Source organism: Burkholderia oklahomensis C6786, assembly GCF_000959365.1.
In the GTDB taxonomy this organism is placed as follows: Bacteria; Pseudomonadota; Gammaproteobacteria; order Burkholderiales; family Burkholderiaceae; genus Burkholderia; species Burkholderia oklahomensis.
On sequence record NZ_CP009555.1, the window covers coordinates 2,049,136 to 2,066,727 of the forward strand.

Annotated in this window: 17 protein-coding genes and 1 riboswitch; of the genes, 14 read left to right on the plus strand and 3 right to left on the minus strand. The window is 68.8% G+C overall.

Going from position 1 to position 17,592, the window contains the following annotated elements; translation table 11 throughout:
* Positions 1-39 precede the first annotated feature (39 nt).
* The 3 genes from BG90_RS09235 (at position 40) to thpR (ending at position 3,855) form a co-directional block, all read left to right on the plus strand.
* On the plus strand, positions 40-1,506 hold the full coding sequence (locus BG90_RS09235) for a glutamate synthase subunit beta (protein WP_010117283.1): 1,467 nt from the start codon (positions 40-42) through the stop codon (positions 1,504-1,506).
* A 277-nt stretch (positions 1,507-1,783) separates the two neighbouring features.
* Positions 1,784-3,298 carry an alanine/glycine:cation symporter family protein gene (locus BG90_RS09245; protein WP_045568119.1) on the plus strand — a complete coding sequence of 505 codons (1,515 nt, stop codon included), beginning with the start codon at positions 1,784-1,786 and terminating at the stop codon, positions 3,296-3,298.
* Entirely contained in the window at positions 3,295-3,855 is a 561-nt protein-coding gene (gene thpR, locus BG90_RS09250) for an RNA 2',3'-cyclic phosphodiesterase (RefSeq protein WP_025990026.1), read from the plus strand. The genes BG90_RS09245 and thpR overlap by 4 nt, the downstream gene beginning before the upstream one ends.
* Before the next feature lie 654 nt (positions 3,856-4,509).
* Here thpR and BG90_RS09260 read toward each other — a convergent pair.
* Positions 4,510-5,811, minus strand: coding sequence for a D-amino acid dehydrogenase (locus BG90_RS09260; RefSeq protein WP_010117269.1), 1,302 nt, complete (start codon positions 5,809-5,811; stop codon positions 4,510-4,512).
* A gap of 24 nt (positions 5,812-5,835) precedes the next feature.
* Positions 5,836-7,080, minus strand: a complete 1,245-nt coding sequence (locus tag BG90_RS09265; RefSeq protein ID WP_010117268.1) for an MFS transporter — start codon at positions 7,078-7,080, stop codon at positions 5,836-5,838.
* A 177-nt stretch (positions 7,081-7,257) separates the two neighbouring features.
* Here BG90_RS09265 and BG90_RS36965 point away from each other — a divergent pair, with 177 nt between their 5' ends.
* Positions 7,258-7,449: a hypothetical protein gene (locus tag BG90_RS36965; protein WP_158335890.1), complete on the plus strand. Its 192-nt coding sequence runs from the start codon at positions 7,258-7,260 to the stop codon at positions 7,447-7,449.
* A 148-nt stretch (positions 7,450-7,597) separates the two neighbouring features.
* On the opposite strand, the gene BG90_RS09275 is transcribed toward BG90_RS36965, so the two are convergent.
* Positions 7,598-9,364, minus strand: a complete 1,767-nt coding sequence (locus tag BG90_RS09275) for an ABC transporter ATP-binding protein/permease (RefSeq protein WP_025990025.1) — start codon at positions 9,362-9,364, stop codon at positions 7,598-7,600.
* 269 nt (positions 9,365-9,633) lie between these two features.
* A riboswitch (TPP riboswitch) is annotated at positions 9,634-9,763 on the plus strand.
* Between the two features lie 225 nt (positions 9,764-9,988).
* Here BG90_RS09275 and BG90_RS09280 point away from each other — a divergent pair.
* The 10 genes from BG90_RS09280 to BG90_RS09325 all read left to right on the plus strand — a co-directional run bounded on the left by BG90_RS09280 (position 9,989) and on the right by BG90_RS09325 (position 17,570).
* Complete coding sequence (locus tag BG90_RS09280; RefSeq protein ID WP_010117260.1) at positions 9,989-11,122, plus strand: FAD-dependent oxidoreductase; 1,134 nt, start codon at positions 9,989-9,991, stop codon at positions 11,120-11,122.
* Positions 11,123-11,163: 41 nt separating this feature from the next.
* Positions 11,164-11,361, plus strand: coding sequence for a sulfur carrier protein ThiS (gene thiS / locus BG90_RS09285; RefSeq protein WP_010106892.1), 198 nt, complete (start codon positions 11,164-11,166; stop codon positions 11,359-11,361).
* Between the two features lie 51 nt (positions 11,362-11,412).
* A complete protein-coding gene (locus tag BG90_RS09290; protein ID WP_010117258.1) occupies positions 11,413-12,228 on the plus strand; it encodes a thiazole synthase in 816 nt (271 codons plus the stop codon).
* Positions 12,225-13,328, plus strand: coding sequence for a thiamine phosphate synthase (gene thiE / locus BG90_RS32350; RefSeq protein WP_010117255.1), 1,104 nt, complete (start codon positions 12,225-12,227; stop codon positions 13,326-13,328). The genes BG90_RS09290 and thiE overlap by 4 nt, the downstream gene beginning before the upstream one ends.
* Before the next feature lie 99 nt (positions 13,329-13,427).
* Complete coding sequence (locus BG90_RS09300; RefSeq protein WP_010106887.1) at positions 13,428-14,246, plus strand: ABC transporter ATP-binding protein; 819 nt, start codon at positions 13,428-13,430, stop codon at positions 14,244-14,246.
* A complete protein-coding gene (gene mlaE, locus BG90_RS09305; RefSeq protein ID WP_010106886.1) occupies positions 14,243-15,010 on the plus strand; it encodes a lipid asymmetry maintenance ABC transporter permease subunit MlaE in 768 nt (255 codons plus the stop codon). Before BG90_RS09300 ends, mlaE begins: the two co-directional genes overlap by 4 nt.
* Before the next feature lie 12 nt (positions 15,011-15,022).
* The gene (gene mlaD, locus BG90_RS09310) at positions 15,023-15,556 is read left to right on the plus strand and encodes an outer membrane lipid asymmetry maintenance protein MlaD (RefSeq protein WP_010117253.1); all 534 of its coding nucleotides are present in this window, start codon (positions 15,023-15,025) and stop codon (positions 15,554-15,556) included.
* A gap of 47 nt (positions 15,557-15,603) precedes the next feature.
* A complete protein-coding gene (locus tag BG90_RS09315) occupies positions 15,604-16,557 on the plus strand; it encodes an MlaA family lipoprotein (RefSeq protein ID WP_010117250.1) in 954 nt (317 codons plus the stop codon).
* Between the two features lie 114 nt (positions 16,558-16,671).
* On the plus strand, positions 16,672-17,304 hold the full coding sequence (locus BG90_RS09320) for an MlaC/ttg2D family ABC transporter substrate-binding protein (protein WP_010106880.1): 633 nt from the start codon (positions 16,672-16,674) through the stop codon (positions 17,302-17,304).
* On the plus strand, positions 17,301-17,570 hold the full coding sequence (locus BG90_RS09325) for an STAS domain-containing protein (protein WP_010106879.1): 270 nt from the start codon (positions 17,301-17,303) through the stop codon (positions 17,568-17,570). Before BG90_RS09320 ends, BG90_RS09325 begins: the two co-directional genes overlap by 4 nt.
* Positions 17,571-17,592 lie beyond the last annotated feature (22 nt).

Consider the following 17,592-nt stretch of genomic DNA (forward strand, 5'->3'; position numbering starts at 1 on the left):
TCCCCCTTACTCGATTCAACAGATTCAGAAGAGAACCTTATGGGCAAGGCAACCGGTTTTCTGGAGTTCGAACGCCGCCACGAGGCGTACGAAGCACCGCTCACGCGCGTGAAGCACTACAAGGAGTTCGTCGCGGCACTCACCGACGAGGACGCGAAGATCCAGGGCGCGCGCTGCATGGATTGCGGCATCCCGTTCTGCAACAGCGGGTGCCCCGTCAACAACATCATTCCGGACTTCAACGATCTCGTGTATCGCCAGGATTGGCGGCAGGCGATCGAAGTGCTGCACTCGACGAACAACTTCCCCGAGTTCACGGGCCGCATCTGCCCGGCGCCGTGCGAAGCGGCGTGCACGCTCGGGATCAACGACGATCCCGTCGGCATCAAGTCGATCGAGCACGCGATCATCGACAAGGCGTGGACGGAAGGCTGGGTCGAGCCGCAGCCGGCGGCGCACAAGACGGGCAAGAAGGTCGCGGTCGTCGGCTCCGGCCCCGCGGGCCTCGCCGCCGCGCAGCAGCTCGCGCGCGCGGGGCACGACGTGACGGTGTTCGAGAAGAGCGACCGGATCGGCGGCCTGCTGCGCTACGGGATCCCCGACTTCAAGCTCGAGAAGTGGCTGATCGACCGCCGGATGCGCCAGATGGAGGCGGAAGGCGTGACGTTCCGCACGAGCGTGTTCATCGGCCGCGAGCCGCTGCCCGAGTCGATCGGCAACATGGCGAAGGAGACGATCTCGCCCGACGCGCTGAAGGACGAGTTCGACGCGGTCGTGATCGCGGGCGGCTCGGAAACGCCGCGCGATCTGCCGGTGCCGGGCCGCGAGCTCGCGGGCATCCATTACGCGATGGATTTCCTGCCGCAGCAGAACAAGGTGAACGCTGGCGACAAGGTGCCCGATCAGCTGCTCGCGAAGGGCAAGCACGTCGTCGTGATCGGCGGCGGCGATACGGGCTCGGACTGCGTCGGCACGTCGAACCGCCACGGCGCGAAGCACATCACGCAGTTCGAGCTGCTGCCGCAGCCGCCCGAAGCGGAGAACAAGCCGCTCGTGTGGCCGTACTGGCCGATCAAGCTGCGCACGTCGTCGTCGCACGACGAAGGCTGCGAGCGCGACTGGGCGGTCGCGACGAAGCGCTTCGAAGGCAAGAACGGCAAGGTCGAGAAGCTGATCGCGGTGCGCGTCGCGTGGGTCGACGGCAAGATGCAGGAAGTGCCGAATTCCGAGTTCGAGATCAAGGCCGATCTCGTGCTGCTCGCGATGGGCTTCACGCAGCCGGCCGCACCCGTGCTCGACGCGTTCGGCGTCGCGAAGGACGCGCGCGGCAACGCGCGTGCGGGCACCGAAGGCGATCGCGCGTACTACACGTCGGTCGACAAGGTGTTCGCCGCGGGCGACATGCGCCGTGGCCAGTCGCTCGTCGTCTGGGCGATCCGCGAAGGCCGCCAGTGCGCGCGCTCGGTCGACGCGTACCTGATGGGCAGTTCGGAACTGCCGCGCTGAGCGAGCATCGTTCGCCAGAGCGTCGTTTCGACGAACCGGGCGTCCATTAGGGCGCCCGGTTTTTTTATGCGCGATCGTCCGGCCGCGGGCACGGCGCGGGTATCGCGCGGCTCGCGACGGCTTCGTCGACGCGCGCTGCACGCAGCGCCCATCCTTTCATCTTTCTCTGCAAAAATTTCATTTTGTAAGCGTCGGCGAAACCTGTCATATCATGTCGGCCCTCAGCCGGCTATGACCGGAATCAAGAATAATCCGACCCCAAATCAGGAGATGATGGATGGAAGGCTTTGTGCATGCGTTGATCGACGGGATCAACGGCATTCTCTGGAACTACGTGCTGATTGCGCTGCTGCTCGGCGCGGGCGTGTGGTTCACGCTGCGCTTCAGGATGATCCAGCTGCGCGCGCTGTTCCTCAGCATGCGCCTCGTCGGCAGCAAGGGCGAGCCGGGCAGCATCTCGTCGTTCCAGGCGTTCGCGACCGGGCTCGCGAGCCGCGTCGGCACGGGCAACATCGCCGGCGTCGCGGTCGCGATGACGGTGGGCGGCCCGGGCGCGATCTTCTGGATGTGGATGACGGCGCTCGTCGGGATGTCGTCCGCGTTCGTCGAAGCGACGCTCGCGCAAATCTTCAAGGTGTCGCATCATGACGGCACGTATCGCGGCGGTCCCGCGTACTACATCCAGATCGGGCTGCGCTCGCGCGGCTTCGGCGTGCTGTTCTCGCTGTCGCTGATTCTCGCGTTCGGCTTCGTGTTCAACGCGGTGCAGGCGAATGCGATCGCCGAGGCGTTCAACACGTCGTTCGGCTTCAGCCGCGCCGCGGTCGGGCTCGGGCTCGTCGCGCTGACGGCGCCGATCATCTTCGGCGGCATTCGCCGGATCGCGCACGTCGCGCAGGTGATCGTGCCCGTGATGGCGATCGGCTATCTCGCGCTCGCCGTCTACGCGGTCGCGACGCACGTCGCGCTCGTGCCGGAGATGATCGTGCTCATCGTGAAGAGCGCGTTCGGCCTCGAGCAGGCGGCGGGCGGCTTCGCCGGCTATGCGGTGAGCCAGGCGGTGTCGATCGGCGTGAAGCGCGGCCTGTTCTCGAACGAAGCGGGGATGGGCAGCGCGCCGAACGCGGCCGCGACCGCGAGCACGCGGCATCCGGTCACGCAGGGCCTGATCCAGATGCTCGGCGTGTTCGTCGACACGATCGTGATCTGCAGCGCGACCGCGTTCGTGATCCTGTTGTCGGGGCAGTACGAGCCGGGCACGTCGATGGAAGGCGCGGCGCTCACGCAGCGCGCGATCTCGAGCCACGTCGGCGACTGGGGAGGCATCTACATGGCGGTGGCGATCTTCTTCCTCGCATTTTCGTCGGTGATCGGCAACTACGCGTATGCGGAAGGCAACGTCGAATTCGTCACGAGCCGGCGCGGCGCGCTGCTGATTTTCCGTCTCGCGGTGCTCGGGATGGTGATGTTCGGCAGCGTCGGCCAACTGCCGCTCGTGTGGGCGATGGCCGACACGAGCATGGGCCTGATGGCGCTCATCAACCTGATCGCGATCCTGATGCTCGGCAAGTACGCGCTCGCCGCATGGCGCGATTACCAGCGCCAGCGCGCGGCGGGCGTGGCCGATCCGGTGTTTACGCGCAAGACGATTCCCGCGCTCGCCAAGGTGCTCCCGGAAGACGTGTGGGGCGATCACGGGCCGCTGCCGCAGGGCGACAAGCTCGCGGCGGCGCGCGGCGCGGGTGCCGCGGGCGCGACTCAGGCCGCGGGGCCGCTCGGCTCCGCGCGGTGACGATGGCGGGCGACCGGCTGCGCTGCTTCGTCGCGCTCACGCTCGATCGGGCGTCGCGCGACGCGCTCGCGGCGCTGCCCGTCGCCGCCGGCGCGCGGCGTACGTCGCGCGATCAATTGCACGTGACGATCGCGTTCCTCGGCGCGGTCGAGCGGGCGAAGAGCGAGCAGCTCGGCGCGCGCCTCGCCGAACTCGCGGCGGTCGACGCGGTGCCGACCGTCGACGTCGAGCGCGTCGTCTGCTGGCCGAGCACCGCGCATGCGCGGCTCGTCGTCGCGGAGCTCGCGCCGCAGCCCCAGTTGCTCGCGCTCGGCGATCGGGTGGGCGGCGCGTTGCGCGAGCTCGGCTTGCCGCCCGACAGCCGTGCGTTCAAGCCGCACGTGACGATCGCGCGGTTTCCGCGCGATGCGCGTCGCGTGGCGGTCGACAGCGCGAACGATGCCGCAAGCGGCATGCCGCTCGCGTTGCGGTTCGAAACGCTCACGCTCTACGAGAGCATTCTCGCGCGCCCGGGCGCCGAGCATCGGGTGCTCGCGTCGGCGGCGCTGCGTGGATGACGGCGGGGCGAGCATAGCGCGGGGGCCTTGTTGTTGAGCGGCATTTCGCCGAACGCTCAGGCTCCCGAAGCGATCGCGGCGTCGGCCGCTCGTCGTTCGATGTCCTTTCTTTCGCTCGTCTGACGAAATGACCGGCTGCGTCGCCGATCGGCATTCGGCGACGCTGCTCGGCCTCGGCGCTTCTCTCCGTGCCGCTTCCGCTTGCGGTTCTCTTGTTGTCCGCGGCTTGCGCCATCCGCACGTCGGGTGGGCAATCAATCGTCGATGGCCTTGATGGGGCGGTCGTCATTCGATGCTCATTTCGCGACATCGAGCGGCTTTCTGGTTCGATCGGGCGGCTATCTTCTGATTCGTTTGATTCGTTCCCGCATTCGCGCCGTGATTCTCCGTCGCGCGCCGATCGCTTTGGGCGGGCGCGGCGTCGGCAATTGTCATCGGGACGCGCCCCGATGATCGCCGCGCCCATTCGGCAGCGCTCGTCGAGGTGAATGCCGTCCTCGCGCATGATCGCTTGCGGCGCTCGCGCCTCGCGCGCGACGATTGCTTCAACTTCGCGCGCGTCGTCGACATGCATTCCCGATCGTCGGCGAGTGTGGCCGCGATCCGCGGCCGCGCGTCCCGCTGGCGCGTCGCCAGCCGCCACCCACCGGCCGCTCACCGCCCGCCGCCGTACCGCGCGAGCGTCAACCCGTCGAGATCGATCTCCGGCTCGCGCCCGGCGACGAGATCGGCGACCACCTTTCCCGAACCCATCGACATCGCCCAGCCGGTCGAGCCGTGGCCGACGTTCAGCCATAAGCCGTCGATGCCGGACGGGCCGAGCAAAGGCGCGCCATCGGGCGTCATCGGCCGACGGCCGACCCAGAACTGCGCGTCGGCGGCGCGCGCCGCATGCGGGAACCAGTCGTCGAGCACCTTCATCAGCGTGCGGAGCGCCTGCTCGCGCAGCGTCGCGCGACGGTCGCCGAGTTCGGCCGTGCCCGCGACGCGCAGCGTCGGCCCGAAGCGCGTGATCGCGGTCTTCAGCGATTCGTCCATCAGCGCGGCGCGCGGCGCTTTTTCTTCGTCGACGATCGGCAGCGTCGCCGAATAGCCTTTGACCGGATAGAGCGGCACGTGGACGCCGACGCGCGCGAGCAGCGCCGCGCTGTCGACGCCGAGCGAGACGACGACCGCATCCGCCGCGAGCCGCTCTTCCTGCGCGGGCCGCCCTTGCCGCCGCTGCGGCGCGTCCGCGCGCGCGATCGTCACGCCGCACGTGCGACCGCGTTCGATTTGCAGCGCGCGCACGTCGGTGCCGAAGCGAAACCGGACGCCGTTCGCTTCGCAGATCGCACGAAGCCGACGCGTGAAGCGCGCGCAGTCGCCCGCCTCGTCGTCGGGCAGATAGAGCCCGCCGACGGGCCGCGCGTTCGCCCAGCGCAGGCCGGGTTCGATCTGCATGCATTCGTCGGCGCCGACCTCGCGATGCCCGATGCCCGCGTCGCGCAGCACCGCGAGCGCGGGCATCGCGAGCTGCACGTCGAACTCGCTGCGAAAGAGCTGCAGATAGCCGCGGCTCGCGCCGTAGTCGAACGGATGCCGGTCGCGGAATGCGCGCAGGCAACTGCGGCTGTAATATGCGACGCGCTGCATCCGCTGCTTGTTCACGCGAAACCGCGCGAGCTCGCACTCGCGCAGCCAGCGCGCGATCCAGCGCCATTGCGCGAGGTCGAGCGTCGGCCGGAAGATGAGCGGCGACGCGGGCTTGAACAGGTACTTGAGGATCTTCGCGGGCATGCCCGGCGCGGCCCACGGCGTCACGTAGCCGGGCGCGATGATGCCGGCGTTGCCGCGGCTCGTCGCGAGCGCAACGTCGGCCTCGCGCTCGATCACGGTGACGTCGAATCCCGCTTCGCGCAGATGGAACGCGGTGGCGACGCCGATCACGCCGGCGCCGAGAACGATCGTATGCATGTCGGTTCGAAATGATGCGCGCGGTCAGCGCGCGGCCTCGGCGTGCTCGACGAGCGACTTGCCCTTCGTCTCCGGCAGCACGAGCGCCGCGACGATCACGAGCAGATAGCCGCTGCCCGCGACGAGGCCGATCGCCTTCACGAGCGACATCGATTGCGACAGCGAGCCGACGAGAATCGGAAAGAACGAGCCAATTCCGCGGCCGAGGTTGTAGCAGAAGCCTTGGCCGGAGCCGCGGATCGCACCCGGATACAGCTCGGACAAGTATGCGCCGACGCCCGCGAAGATGCCCTGCACGACGATGCCGAGCGGAAAGCCGAGCAGCAGCATTGCGGCGTCGGTGATCGGCAGCATCGTGTACGCCATCCCGAGCGAGAACGAGCCGGCCGCGAACAGGACGAACGACGCGCGCCGCCCGATCCGGTCGGACAGGCACGCGCCGACGAGATAGCCGACGAACGACCCGACGATCAGCACGATCAGATAGCCGCTCGTGTTGAACACCGACAGATGCCGGACCGTCTTCAGATAGGTCGGCAACCACGTCGTGATCGCGTAGTACCCGCCGAGCATGCCGGTGCAGAGCGCGCTGCCGAACAGCGTTGTCCTCAGGTGCGCGCGGTCGAAGATCTGCAGGAAGTGCGCGCGGTCGATGCCGCGCTCGCGCGCGCGGCGCGCAGCGACGTAGATGTCTGGATCGCTCACGTTGCGGCGAATGTAGAGGATCCACAGCGCGGGAACGATGCCGATCCAGAAGCACGCGCGCCATGCGTATTGCTCGGGCAGCAGCGCGAAGAACGCCCAGTACAGCACGGCGGCGGCGGCCCAGCCGAACGACCAGCTGCTCTGCACGGTGCCCACCGCCTTCGCGCGATGCTCTGATGAGCGGATCGTCTCGGCCATCATGATCGTGACGACCGACCATTCGCCGCCGAAGCCGAAGCCTTGCAGCGTGCGCGTCGCGAGCAGCTGCCAGAACGAGTGTGTGTAGCCGGACAGGAACGTGAACAGCGCGAACGTCGCGATCGTCCATTGCAGCACGCGCACGCGGCCGTAGCGGTCGGCGAGGATGCCGGCTAGCCAGCCGCCGACGGCGGACGAGATCAGCGAACTCGTCGCGATCATCCCCGCTTCGCTTTTCGACATCCCCCACGCGGCGATCAGCGACGGGATCAGGAACGAATAGATCATGAAGTCGAACGCGTCGACGGCGTAGAGCGTGCGCCGCTCGCGTGCCGACAGCTCGTGGAACCACTGGAATGCCTGCATGCGCGCCGCTCCTCTCGCTCCGCCGTTGTCGTCGTCGCGCCCGCGTCGCGCGCGACGCGGGCCATTGTACGGGGGCTGTGACGGCAGAAAAAATTGCAATGGGGGGCGCGCGTAGCATGGGGCGCGCGTCGCGCATCATGCGTTGACGGCGGACAGCGGACGCCGACACCGATGCCGATGCCGATGCCGATGCCGATGCCGATGCCGATGCCGATGCCGATGCCGATGCCGATGCCGATGCCGATGCCGATGCCGATGCCGATGCCGATGCCGATGCCGATGCCGATGCCGATGCCGATGCCGATGCCGATGCCGATGCCGATGCCGATGCCGATGCCGATGCCGATGCCGGCCGAACCGGTCCGTTAATCGGACGATGCGTTCAACCGGGCGTCAGGCCGCCGTCGACGCGAATCACCTGTCCGGTGACGTGGCGCGCCATCGGAGCGCAGAAATGCGATGAGCGCCGCGCCGATCCCCGAGCCCGTGATCAGCACGACGCGAGAATGCGCGTCGCTCACGCGGCGACCCTCGCTTCGTCGCGGCGCACGTCGAGCGTCTGCTCATGGAACGACGCGACCGATTCGCGGTGCGCGATGCTGACGATCGCCGCCTTCGGCAGCCGCTCGTCGAAGAGCCGGTAGAGGCGCGCTTCGTTGTCGGCGTCGAGCGCGCTCGTCGCTTCGTCGAGGAACAGGTAGTCGGGCTTGTGCAGCAGCACGCGCGCGCCCGCGAGACGCTGCTGCTCGCCGGGCGACAGGATGCGCGTCCAGTGGCCGGTCTCGCCGAGCCGCTCGGCATAGTCGCTGAGACCGCATGCGCGCAGCGCGTCGCGGCATGCGTCGTCGCTGAACGTGTCGACGGCCGACGGATACGCGAGCGCCGCCTTCAGCGTGCCGATCGGCAGATAGCTCTGCTGCGGGACGAACATCATCCGCGCGTCGACGGGCGCGTCGATCGCGCCGTCGCCGAACGGCCAGAGGCCCGCGAGCGCGCGCATCAGCGTGCTCTTGCCGGAGCCGGACGGCCCGCGCACGAGCCAGCGCGAGCCGGGCTGGATCGCGACGTCGCCGATCGACGCGAGCGCCGCGCCGTTCGGCAGCGCGAGCTTCAGGCCCGACGTCGTGATTTCGGCCGTGTCGACGTAGTGCAGGTTGATGCCGCCGTGCTCGGTCGCGGGCGACATCGCTTCCTTCAGGTGCGACGCGCCCATCACGCGCTTGAATTCGCGCAGACGGTTGACGGTCGCGCGCCATTCGGCGAGCGTGCCGTAACTGTTGATGAACCACGAGAACGAGTCGCTGACGGTGCTGAACGCACGGCTGATCTGAATCAGCACGCCGAACGTGAACGCGCCCGCGAAGTAGCGGGGCGCGGCGACCGCGATCGGAAAGAGGCTCGCGAGCTGCGCGTAGAAGTTCAGCACGAACGTGAGGCGCTTCGTGTAGCGCATCACGCGCCACCAGTTCTCGCGGATTCGCTGGAACAGGTTCTGCTCGTGCGCGGTCTCGACGGGCTCGCCGTCGTAGAACGCGATCTGCTCGGCGTTCTCGCGGATGCGGATCAGGCTGAAGCGGAAGTCCGCCTCGACGCGCTGCTGCTGATAGTTGATCGACACGAGCGGATGGCCGAAGCGGTGCATCACGTACGAGCCGGCGATCGCGTAGATCATCGCGACCCACACCATGTAGCCCGGGATCGTGATCGCGTGGCCGCCGAGCGTGATCGTCGCCGCGCCGGCGATCGACCAGAGGATCGTCGCGAACGAGATCAGCGTGACGACCGTCGACAGCAGGTCGAGCGACAGCGACAGCGTCGTCGACGCGAGCGACTGCAGGTCGTCGGCGATCCGCTGGTCGGGGTTGTCGGCGAGCCGGTCGCGCTCGATCCGGTAGAAGTTGCGGTCGCCGAGCCATTCGTGCAGGAAGCGCGTCGTCAGCCACTGGCGCCAGCGGAAGCCGAGCATCTGCCGCAGGTAGAGGCTGTACACCGCGAGGATGATGAACGCGAACGCGAGCACCGCGAACGTGATCAGCAGGCTCGGGAAGTCGCGCACGTCCTTCGATTGCAGCGCGTTGTAGAACGACGCGCTCCACGAGTTGATCCGCACGTTGATCCACACGAGCGTCAGGTTGATCGCGACGATCGTGATGAGCAGTCCCCACGCGACCTTCCACTCTTCGGAAACCCAATAGGGCTTGATGAGGCTCCACGTGGATATCGGAGACGGATGTCGCGACGGGTCGTCCGGAACGGGGGCGAGGGCTTGCATCGATTGAGTCATGAGCTTCCTGATGTGGGGCCGGCGACGCCGGGCGGACGGCTGCGCCGCGCCCGGCGCGCCCGTTCGGCGCCGCCGCGCGGCGCTCGTGCCGCGGATTCTGGCGAGCATGCCTTAAACGGCGCTTAACGCCGGGAGCGACATGGGCGCGCCGCCGCGATACCGCTCGTGCGCCGCGCCCAGCGGGCATTGTGCCAGCGCCGCAGTGCGGCAGGCGAATTTGCCGCAGTGCGAGGTTTGCGGCGGTTTCCGCTTTTATGGTCTAATGGCCGTCGACGAAACAGGGGTGCTTCGCGCGCCTCGGCCCTGCCGATCGGCAGGCCGGATGCGCGGCGAGGCTGAGAGAGACCCTTCGCACCCGATCCGGGTAATACCGGCGCGGGAAGTTTCCGATCCCGCCGGGCCGCGCCCGCCGCCGTCGCTTTGTCGAGCTGCGCGCCGCATGGTTCCGGCCGGCCTCAGTCGCCGGTTTCGTCCTTTTGGGTGCGCATCTTCGCGCGTGACGGAAGGTATCGATGACCGTGCAATCTTCAGTTCTTTTGCTTCGCTGCGAGCCGTCGGCCGCGGCGGCTTCCCCGGCCCGCCTTTCGGGCCGTCTCTTGGTGACGAACACGACAGGCGGATGCGATGAACCTGCGCGCGTCTGAACCCGATTTCGCGGTGCTGGGCGGCGGCCTCGTCGGCCGCCTGATCGCGTGGCGCCTCGCGGGCGCCGGTCACCGCGTCGCGCTCTACGAGCGCGGCGATGCGGCGGGCTCGGGCTCCGCCGCTTGGGTCGCGGCGGCGATGCTCGCGCCGGTCGCCGAAGCGGCGAGCGCCGAGCGCTTCATCACCGATCTCGGCGTCGCGTCGTTCGACCTGTGGCCGAGCTGGCTCGCCGAGCTGCCCGAGCCCGTGTTCTTCCAGCGCAACGGCACGCTCGTCGTCTGGCATCACGCGGACCGCGCGGAAGCGCCGCTCTTCGAGCGCCGCGTGCGCGCGAACGCGAGCGCCGAGCTGCTCGACGGCGGCCTCGTCGCGCTCGCGGGCGCACAGGTCGACGCGGCCGAGCCGGCGCTCGCCGGGCGCTTCGCGCACGGCCTCCTGCTGCCGCGCGAAGGCCAGCTCGACAACCGCCAGGTGCTGCGCGCGCTCGCCGCGGGCCTTGCCGAGCGAGGCGTCGACGCGCACTGGAACGCCGCAATCGAGCCGCAGGCGGCGCCCGCCGCGCGCATCACGATCGACTGCCGCGGGCTCGGCGCGAAGGCGCAGATGCCGACGCTGCGCGGGATCCGCGGCGAGGTCGCGCGCGTGCACGCGCCGGGCATCGGCCTCACGCGCCCCGTGCGGCTTCTGCATCCGCGCTATCCGCTCTACGTCGCGCCGAAGGAGAACGATCTCTACGTGATCGGCGCGACCGAGATCGAAGGCGAGGACATGTCGCCCGTCAGCGTACGCTCGGCGCTCGAGCTGCTGAGCGCCGCGTTCTCGGTGCATCCGGCGTTCGGCGAGGCGCGCATCCTCGAGCTGAATGCACAATGCCGGCCGACGCTGCCCGACCATCGCCCGGCGCTCGTCTGGGACGGCGGCGCGACGCTCGCGGTCAACGGCCTGTACCGGCACGGCTTCATGATCGCGCCGGAAGTCGCCGACACCGCGGCCCGCTTCGCAGGCGCGCTCATCGAGCGTACGGTGAAGGATGCCGACACGTTCGCCGCGTGGCGGCACGATGCGCGCTGGCCGGCGCTGCTGCAGCACGGCGCGGCGCACGCGCCCGCGTGAAGCGCGGCCCGCCGATCCGATCAATCGATATCGACAGCATCATGGACATCCAGATCAATCAACAGACGCTTTCGCTGCCCGACGGCGCGACGGTCGCCGATGCGCTCGCCGCATACGGCGCGCAGCCGCCGTTCGCGGTCGCGATCAACGGCGCGTTCGTCGCGCGCACGCAGCACGCGGCACGCGCGCTCGCCGCGGGCGACAAGCTCGACATCGTGCATCCGGTCGCAGGCGGCTGACGCGTTGACGCGCCGGCTTCGTCCCCGCACCCGTTCCCACAGGATCTTCCGATGACGCCTCTTTCTTCCGCCGACACGCTCACGCTCCACGGCACAACCTTCGCAAGCCGCGTGCTGCTCGGCACGTCGCGCTATCCGTCGCTGCAGTCGCTGTCCGATTCGATCGCGGCCGCGCGGCCGGGCATGGTGACGGTCGCGCTGCGGCGCCAGATGAACGCCGGCGCGGCCGAGGCCGGCTTCTTCGAACTGCTCAAGCGCCACGACGTGCCGCTGTTGCCGAACACGGCCGGCTGCCAGACGGTCGCCGAGGCGGTGACGACCGCGCAGATGGCGCGCGAAGTGTTCGAGACCGACTGGATCAAGCTCGAGCTGATCGGCGACGACTACACGCTGCAGCCGGACCCGGTCGGCCTCATCGAGGCGGCGACGCTGCTCGTGAAGGACGGCTTCAAGGTGCTGCCGTACTGCACCGAGGATCTCGTGATCGGCCGGCGCCTGCTCGACGCGGGCTGCGAGGCGCTGATGCCGTGGGGCGCGCCGATCGGCACCGGCAAGGGCGTCGTGAACCCGTACGGGCTGCGGGTGCTGCGCGAGCGGCTGCCGGACGTGCCGCTCATCGTCGACGCGGGGCTCGGCGTGCCGTCGCACGCGTGCCAGGTGATGGAGTGGGGCTTCGACGGCGTGCTGCTCAACACCGCCGTGTCGCAGGCGACGCATCCGGAGATCATGGCGCGCGCGTTCGCGCAGGGCGTCGAGGCGGGGCGCGCCGCGTACCTGGCCGGGCCGATGGACGCGCGCGAGACCGCGCACGCGAGCACGCCCGTCGTCGGGATGCCGTTCTGGCATCAGGACGGGAGCCACGCATGAGCGCCGCGCTGCCCGACGCGTTCTGGCCGCCCGCCGACGAGCTCACCGAGGCCGCCGAGCGGATTCGCGCGACGCTCGGCGTGTGGCCGCAGCCCGCGGCGCGCTCGCGGATCTGCCTCGCGCCGCCCGAGCGGCCGCGCGCGGGCGACCTGTGGGTCGCGACCGCGGGCGACGCCGATGCCGACGCCGCGCATCTCGCGCGGCTGACTGCGGCGGGCGCGGAGGCGATCGTCATCGACGACACGTCGGCGACGCTGTACGCCGGCGCGGCGCGCCATGCGCTCGCCGCGCGCGCGCCGCTCGCCGAAGACTGGATCGCCGCGCTCGCCGCGTTCCTCGATTGCGGCTTTGCGGCGCCCGACGCGCTCGTGCTCGCGCTCGCGTGGCGCGACGGCGACGAGGCGCGCGGCGACGATCCCTGGCCCGTCGATCCGGCACGCTTTCCGCGCGCGCTCGATGCGGCCGCGTCGCCCGAGCCCGCGTTCCCGGCGTGCCCGCAGCGGCTCGGCCTGTATCCGGTGCTGCCGAGCGCCGAATGGGTCGAGCGGGTGCTCGACTGCGGCGTGAAGACGGTGCAGCTGCGCGTGAAGGATGCGTCGCCCGACGCGCTGCGCGCGGAAATCGAGCGGGCCGTCGCCGCGGGCCGCCGTCATCCGGACGCGCGCGTGTTCATCAACGATCACTGGCGGCTCGCGCTCGACGCGGGCGCGTACGGCGTCCACCTCGGCCAGGAAGACCTCGAGACCGCCGATCTCGCGGCGATCGCGCAGGCCGGCGCGCGGCTCGGGCTGTCGAGCCACGGATATTACGAAATGCTCGTCGCGCTGCAGGTGAAGGCGAGCTACCTCGCGCTCGGCCCGGTGTTCGCGACCGCGACGAAGGCGGTCGCCGCGCCGCCGCAGGGCTTGGCGCGGCTCGCGCGCTACGCGCGCTTCGCGGGGCCGCAGGCGCCGCTCGTCGCGATCGGCGGAATCACCGTCGACACGCTCGGCGCCGTGCTGGCGGCGGGCGTCGGCAGCGCGGCCGTCGTCAGCGCGATCACGGCCGCAGCCGACTATCGGGCGGCGATCATTGCGATGCAGCAAATATTCGGACGATAATTTGACAATCTCTGACTGGAACGCCTGAGAGGCCTTCACGACATCATTCGGATGCAGGCCCTATAATTCGGCGTTCTGCGTATAAGGATTGTCAGCTCCGTGAGCTCCTCCTCCGAGTCCCTGCTAGAGCTTCGCGACGTCGCTTTCGGCTACGGCGAGCGTCTCGTCCTGTCGAACCTGAACATGCGCTTCGCGCGCGGCCAGGTGGTCGCGGTGATGGGCGGTTCCGGCTGCGGCAAGACCACCGTGCTGCGCCTGATCGGCGGCCTCGTGCGCGCGCGCCGCGGCCAGGTGCTGTTCGACGGCGCCGACGTCGGCGCGCAGACGCGCGACGGCCTGTACGCGCTGCGCCGAAAGATGGGCATGCTGTTCCAGTTCGGCGCGCTCTTCACCGACATGTCGGTGTTCGACAACGTCGCATTCGCGCTGCGCGAGCACACGAACCTGCCGGAAGACCTGATCCGCGATCTCGTGCTGATGAAGCTCAACGCGGTGGGCCTGCGCGGCGCGCGCAACCTGATGCCGTCCGAGGTGTCGGGCGGGATGGCGCGGCGCATCGCGCTCGCGCGCGCGATCGCGCTCGATCCGCAGCTCATCATGTACGACGAGCCGTTCGCGGGCCTCGATCCGATTTCGCTCGGCATCACCGCGAACCTGATCCGCACGCTGAACCACGCGCTCGGCGCGACGTCGATCCTCGTCACGCACGACGTGCCGGAGTCGTTCGCGATCGCCGACTACGTCTACTTCCTCGCGAACGGCGGCGTCCTCGCCGAGGGCACGCCCGACGAGCTTCGGGCGTCGACCGATCCGAGCGTGCGCCAGTTCATCGACGGCGCGCCGGACGGCCCGTTCAAATTTCACTACATGAGCCAGCCGCTCGCGGCGGATTTCGGCCTTGGCGGAGGGCGCAGATGATCAGCGCGATCGGTCGTTTCGTGCTCGGCGGACTCGAGCGCACGGGCTACGCGACCCGGATGTTCGTGCGCGTCGTGCTCGAGTTCTTCTCGCTGCTGAGGCGGCCGCGGCTCGTCACGAAGCAGGTCCACTTCCTCGGCAATTATTCGTTCGTGATCATCGCCGTGTCGGGCCTCTTCGTCGGCTTCGTGCTCGGCCTGCAGGGCTACTACACGCTGAACCGCTACGGCTCCGAGCAGGCGCTCGGCCTCCTCGTCGCGCTGTCGCTCGTGCGCGAGCTCGGCCCCGTCGTGTCGGCGCTCCTGTTCGCGGGCCGCGCGGGCACGTCGCTCACGGCCGAGATCGGCCTCATGAAGGCGGGCGAGCAGCTCACCGCGCTCGAGATGATGGCGGTCGACCCGCTCAAGAACGTGATCGCGCCGCGCATGTGGGCGGGCGTCATCGCGATGCCGCTCCTCGCCGCGATCTTCAGCGCGGTCGGCGTGCTCGGCGGCTACGTCGTCGGCGTGCTGCTGATCGGCGTCGACCCCGGCGCGTTCTGGTCGCAGATGCAAGGCGGCGTCGAAGTGTGGGCCGACGTCGGCAACGGCGTGCTGAAGAGCGTCGTGTTCGGCTTCGCCGTCACGTTTATCGCATTGTTTCAGGGTTACGAAGCGAAGCCGACGCCCGAGGGCGTGTCGCACGCGACGACCAAGACTGTCGTGTACGCATCGCTCGCCGTACTCGGCCTCGATTTCCTGCTGACCGCGTTGATGTTCAGCTAAGCCTTTTCTGGGATGACGATGAAAAAGACTGCTCTCGACTTCTGGGTCGGCCTCTTCGTAGTGTTGGGCTTTCTCGCGTTGCTGTTCCTCGCGCTGAAGGTCGGCAACATGAGTTCGCTGTCGTTTCAGCCGACTTACGCGGTCAAGCTGAAGTTCGACAACATCGGCGGCCTGAAGCCGCGCGCGCCCGTGAAGAGCGCGGGCGTCGTCGTCGGCCGCGTCGGCTCGATCGGCTTCGACACGAACACCTACCAGGCGCTCGTCACGATCGATCTCGACAAGCAGTATCAGTTTCCGAAGGATTCGTCGGCGAAGATCCTGACGTCGGGCCTGCTCGGCGAGCAGTACATCGGCCTCGAGCCGGGCGGCGACACGGAAATGCTGAAGGCGGGCGACACGATCACGATGACGCAATCGGCGATCGTGCTCGAGAACCTGATCGGCCAGTTCCTGTACAGCAAGGCCGCGGACGCGGGCGGCGCGAAGCCGGCCGCCGCGGCGTCGGGGGCGCCTGCGCCGGCTGCGTCGGGCGCGGCGGCGCAATGAACGTCGCGCTAGCGGAACACGACAGAAGAAACGAGGGGAAGAACATCATGCAGACGATCCGCATCAGCCAGGCGGTGCTGGCGATCACGGCGGCCGCGGCATTGAGCGGTTGCGCGACCGTGCAGACGCCGACGAAGGGCGATCCGTTCGAAGGCTTCAACCGGACGATGTACACGTTCAACGACAAGGTTGACCAGTACGCGCTCAAGCCCGTCGCGCGCGGCTATCAATGGGCGGTGCCGCAGCCGATGCGCGACAGCGTGACGAACTTCTTCTCGAACATCGGCGACGTCTACATCGCGGCGAACAACCTCGTGCAGCTGAAGATCGCCGACGGCGTCGGCGACATCATGCGGGTCGTGATCAACACGGTGTTCGGCGTCGGCGGCCTGTTCGACGTCGCGACGCTCGCGAACCTGCCGAAGCATGCGAACGACTTCGGCATCACGCTCGGCCACTACGGCGTGCCGAGCGGCCCGTACCTCGTGCTGCCGCTGCTCGGCCCGAGCACCATGCGCGACACGGCGGGTCTTGCCGTCGACTATGCCGGCAATCCGCTCACCTACGTGCGGCCCGACAGCGTGAGCTGGGGCCTGTTCGGCCTGAACCTCGTCAACACGCGCGCGAATCTGCTCGGCGCGGGCGATGTGCTCGAGGCGGCCGCGATCGACAAGTATTCGTTCGTGCGCAACGCGTACCTGCAGCGCCGCCAGGCGCTGATCGGCGGCGGCACGGCCGCGCAGTCGAACCTGCCGAATTACGGCAACGAAGCGCCGCCGCCGAATTACGAGATGCCGGAAGAGGGCGCCGCGGCGCCCGCGAGCGGCGCGGCTGCGGCTTCCGCACCGGCTGCGGCTTCCGGCGCGGCCCCGGCATCGGCAGCGGCAGCGCCCGCATCGGCCGCGGCGCCGAACCCGAGCAGCGCGACCAACGTGCCCGCGCAGCAGGTCGTGCCGCCGTCGCCGGGCGGCATCCGCTTCCCGAGCATCCGGCTGCACTGATCCGGCACTTACATTCGTTACAGCCGGAAACGATTCTGACGGCGGCCGGCGCGAACTTGCGCCGCCGTCGACGGTTCCAAGTCAGGCATCGACTCACATAAGCAGGTCATACCTATGAAGAAACTGTTTCTGATCCCCGTCTTTGCTGCGCTGTTCTCGTTCGGCGCGGCAGCCGCGCACGCGGAAGTCGACCAGTCGAATCCGCAGGCGCTCATCAAGTCCGCGACGCAGCAGGTGCTCGACGAAGTGCGCACGCAGACGATCAAGCAGGGCGATACCGCCCGCATCATCACGATCGTCAACAAGGACATCCTGCCGTACACCGATTTCCGCCGCACGACGCAGCTCGCGATGGGCCGCAACTGGCGCACCGCGACGCCCGCGCAGCAGCAGCAGGTGATCGAGCAGTTCAAGCAGTTGCTGATCCGCACGTATTCGGGCGCGCTCGCTCAGTTGAAGCCGGATCAGCAGATCCAGTACCCGCCGTTCCGCGCCGATGCGGATGCGACCGACGTCGTCGTGCGCACGGTTGCGATGAACAACGGCCAGCCGGTGCAGATCGACTATCGCCTGTACAAGACGGCGCAGGGCTGGCGCGTGTATGACCTGAACGTGCTGGGCGCATGGCTGATCCAGACCTACCAGCAGCAGTTCAACGAGAAGATCCAGCAAAGCGGCGTCGACGGTCTGATCCAGTTCCTGACCGAGCGCAACCAGCAGCTTGCCTCGGGCAAGCAGGCATCGTGAGCCGCTTCGACTCCGGTGCGACGCTGACCCACGCGAGCGCGAAGGCCGCGCTCGCGGAGGGGCTCGCGCGCATCGACGCGGGCGCGACGGCCGTCGATTGCGGGGCGCTCGCGCAATTCGATTCGTCGGCGCTCGCGGTGCTGCTCGCCTGGCAGCGCGCCGCGCGTGCGCGCGGCGTGACGCTCGACATCCTCAATCTGCCGCCGAAGCTTGCGAGTCTTGCGCAGGCGTACGGCATCGACACGCTTCTCTCCGGGCGACATTGACGCTCGCGTCCGGGCCCGCCGC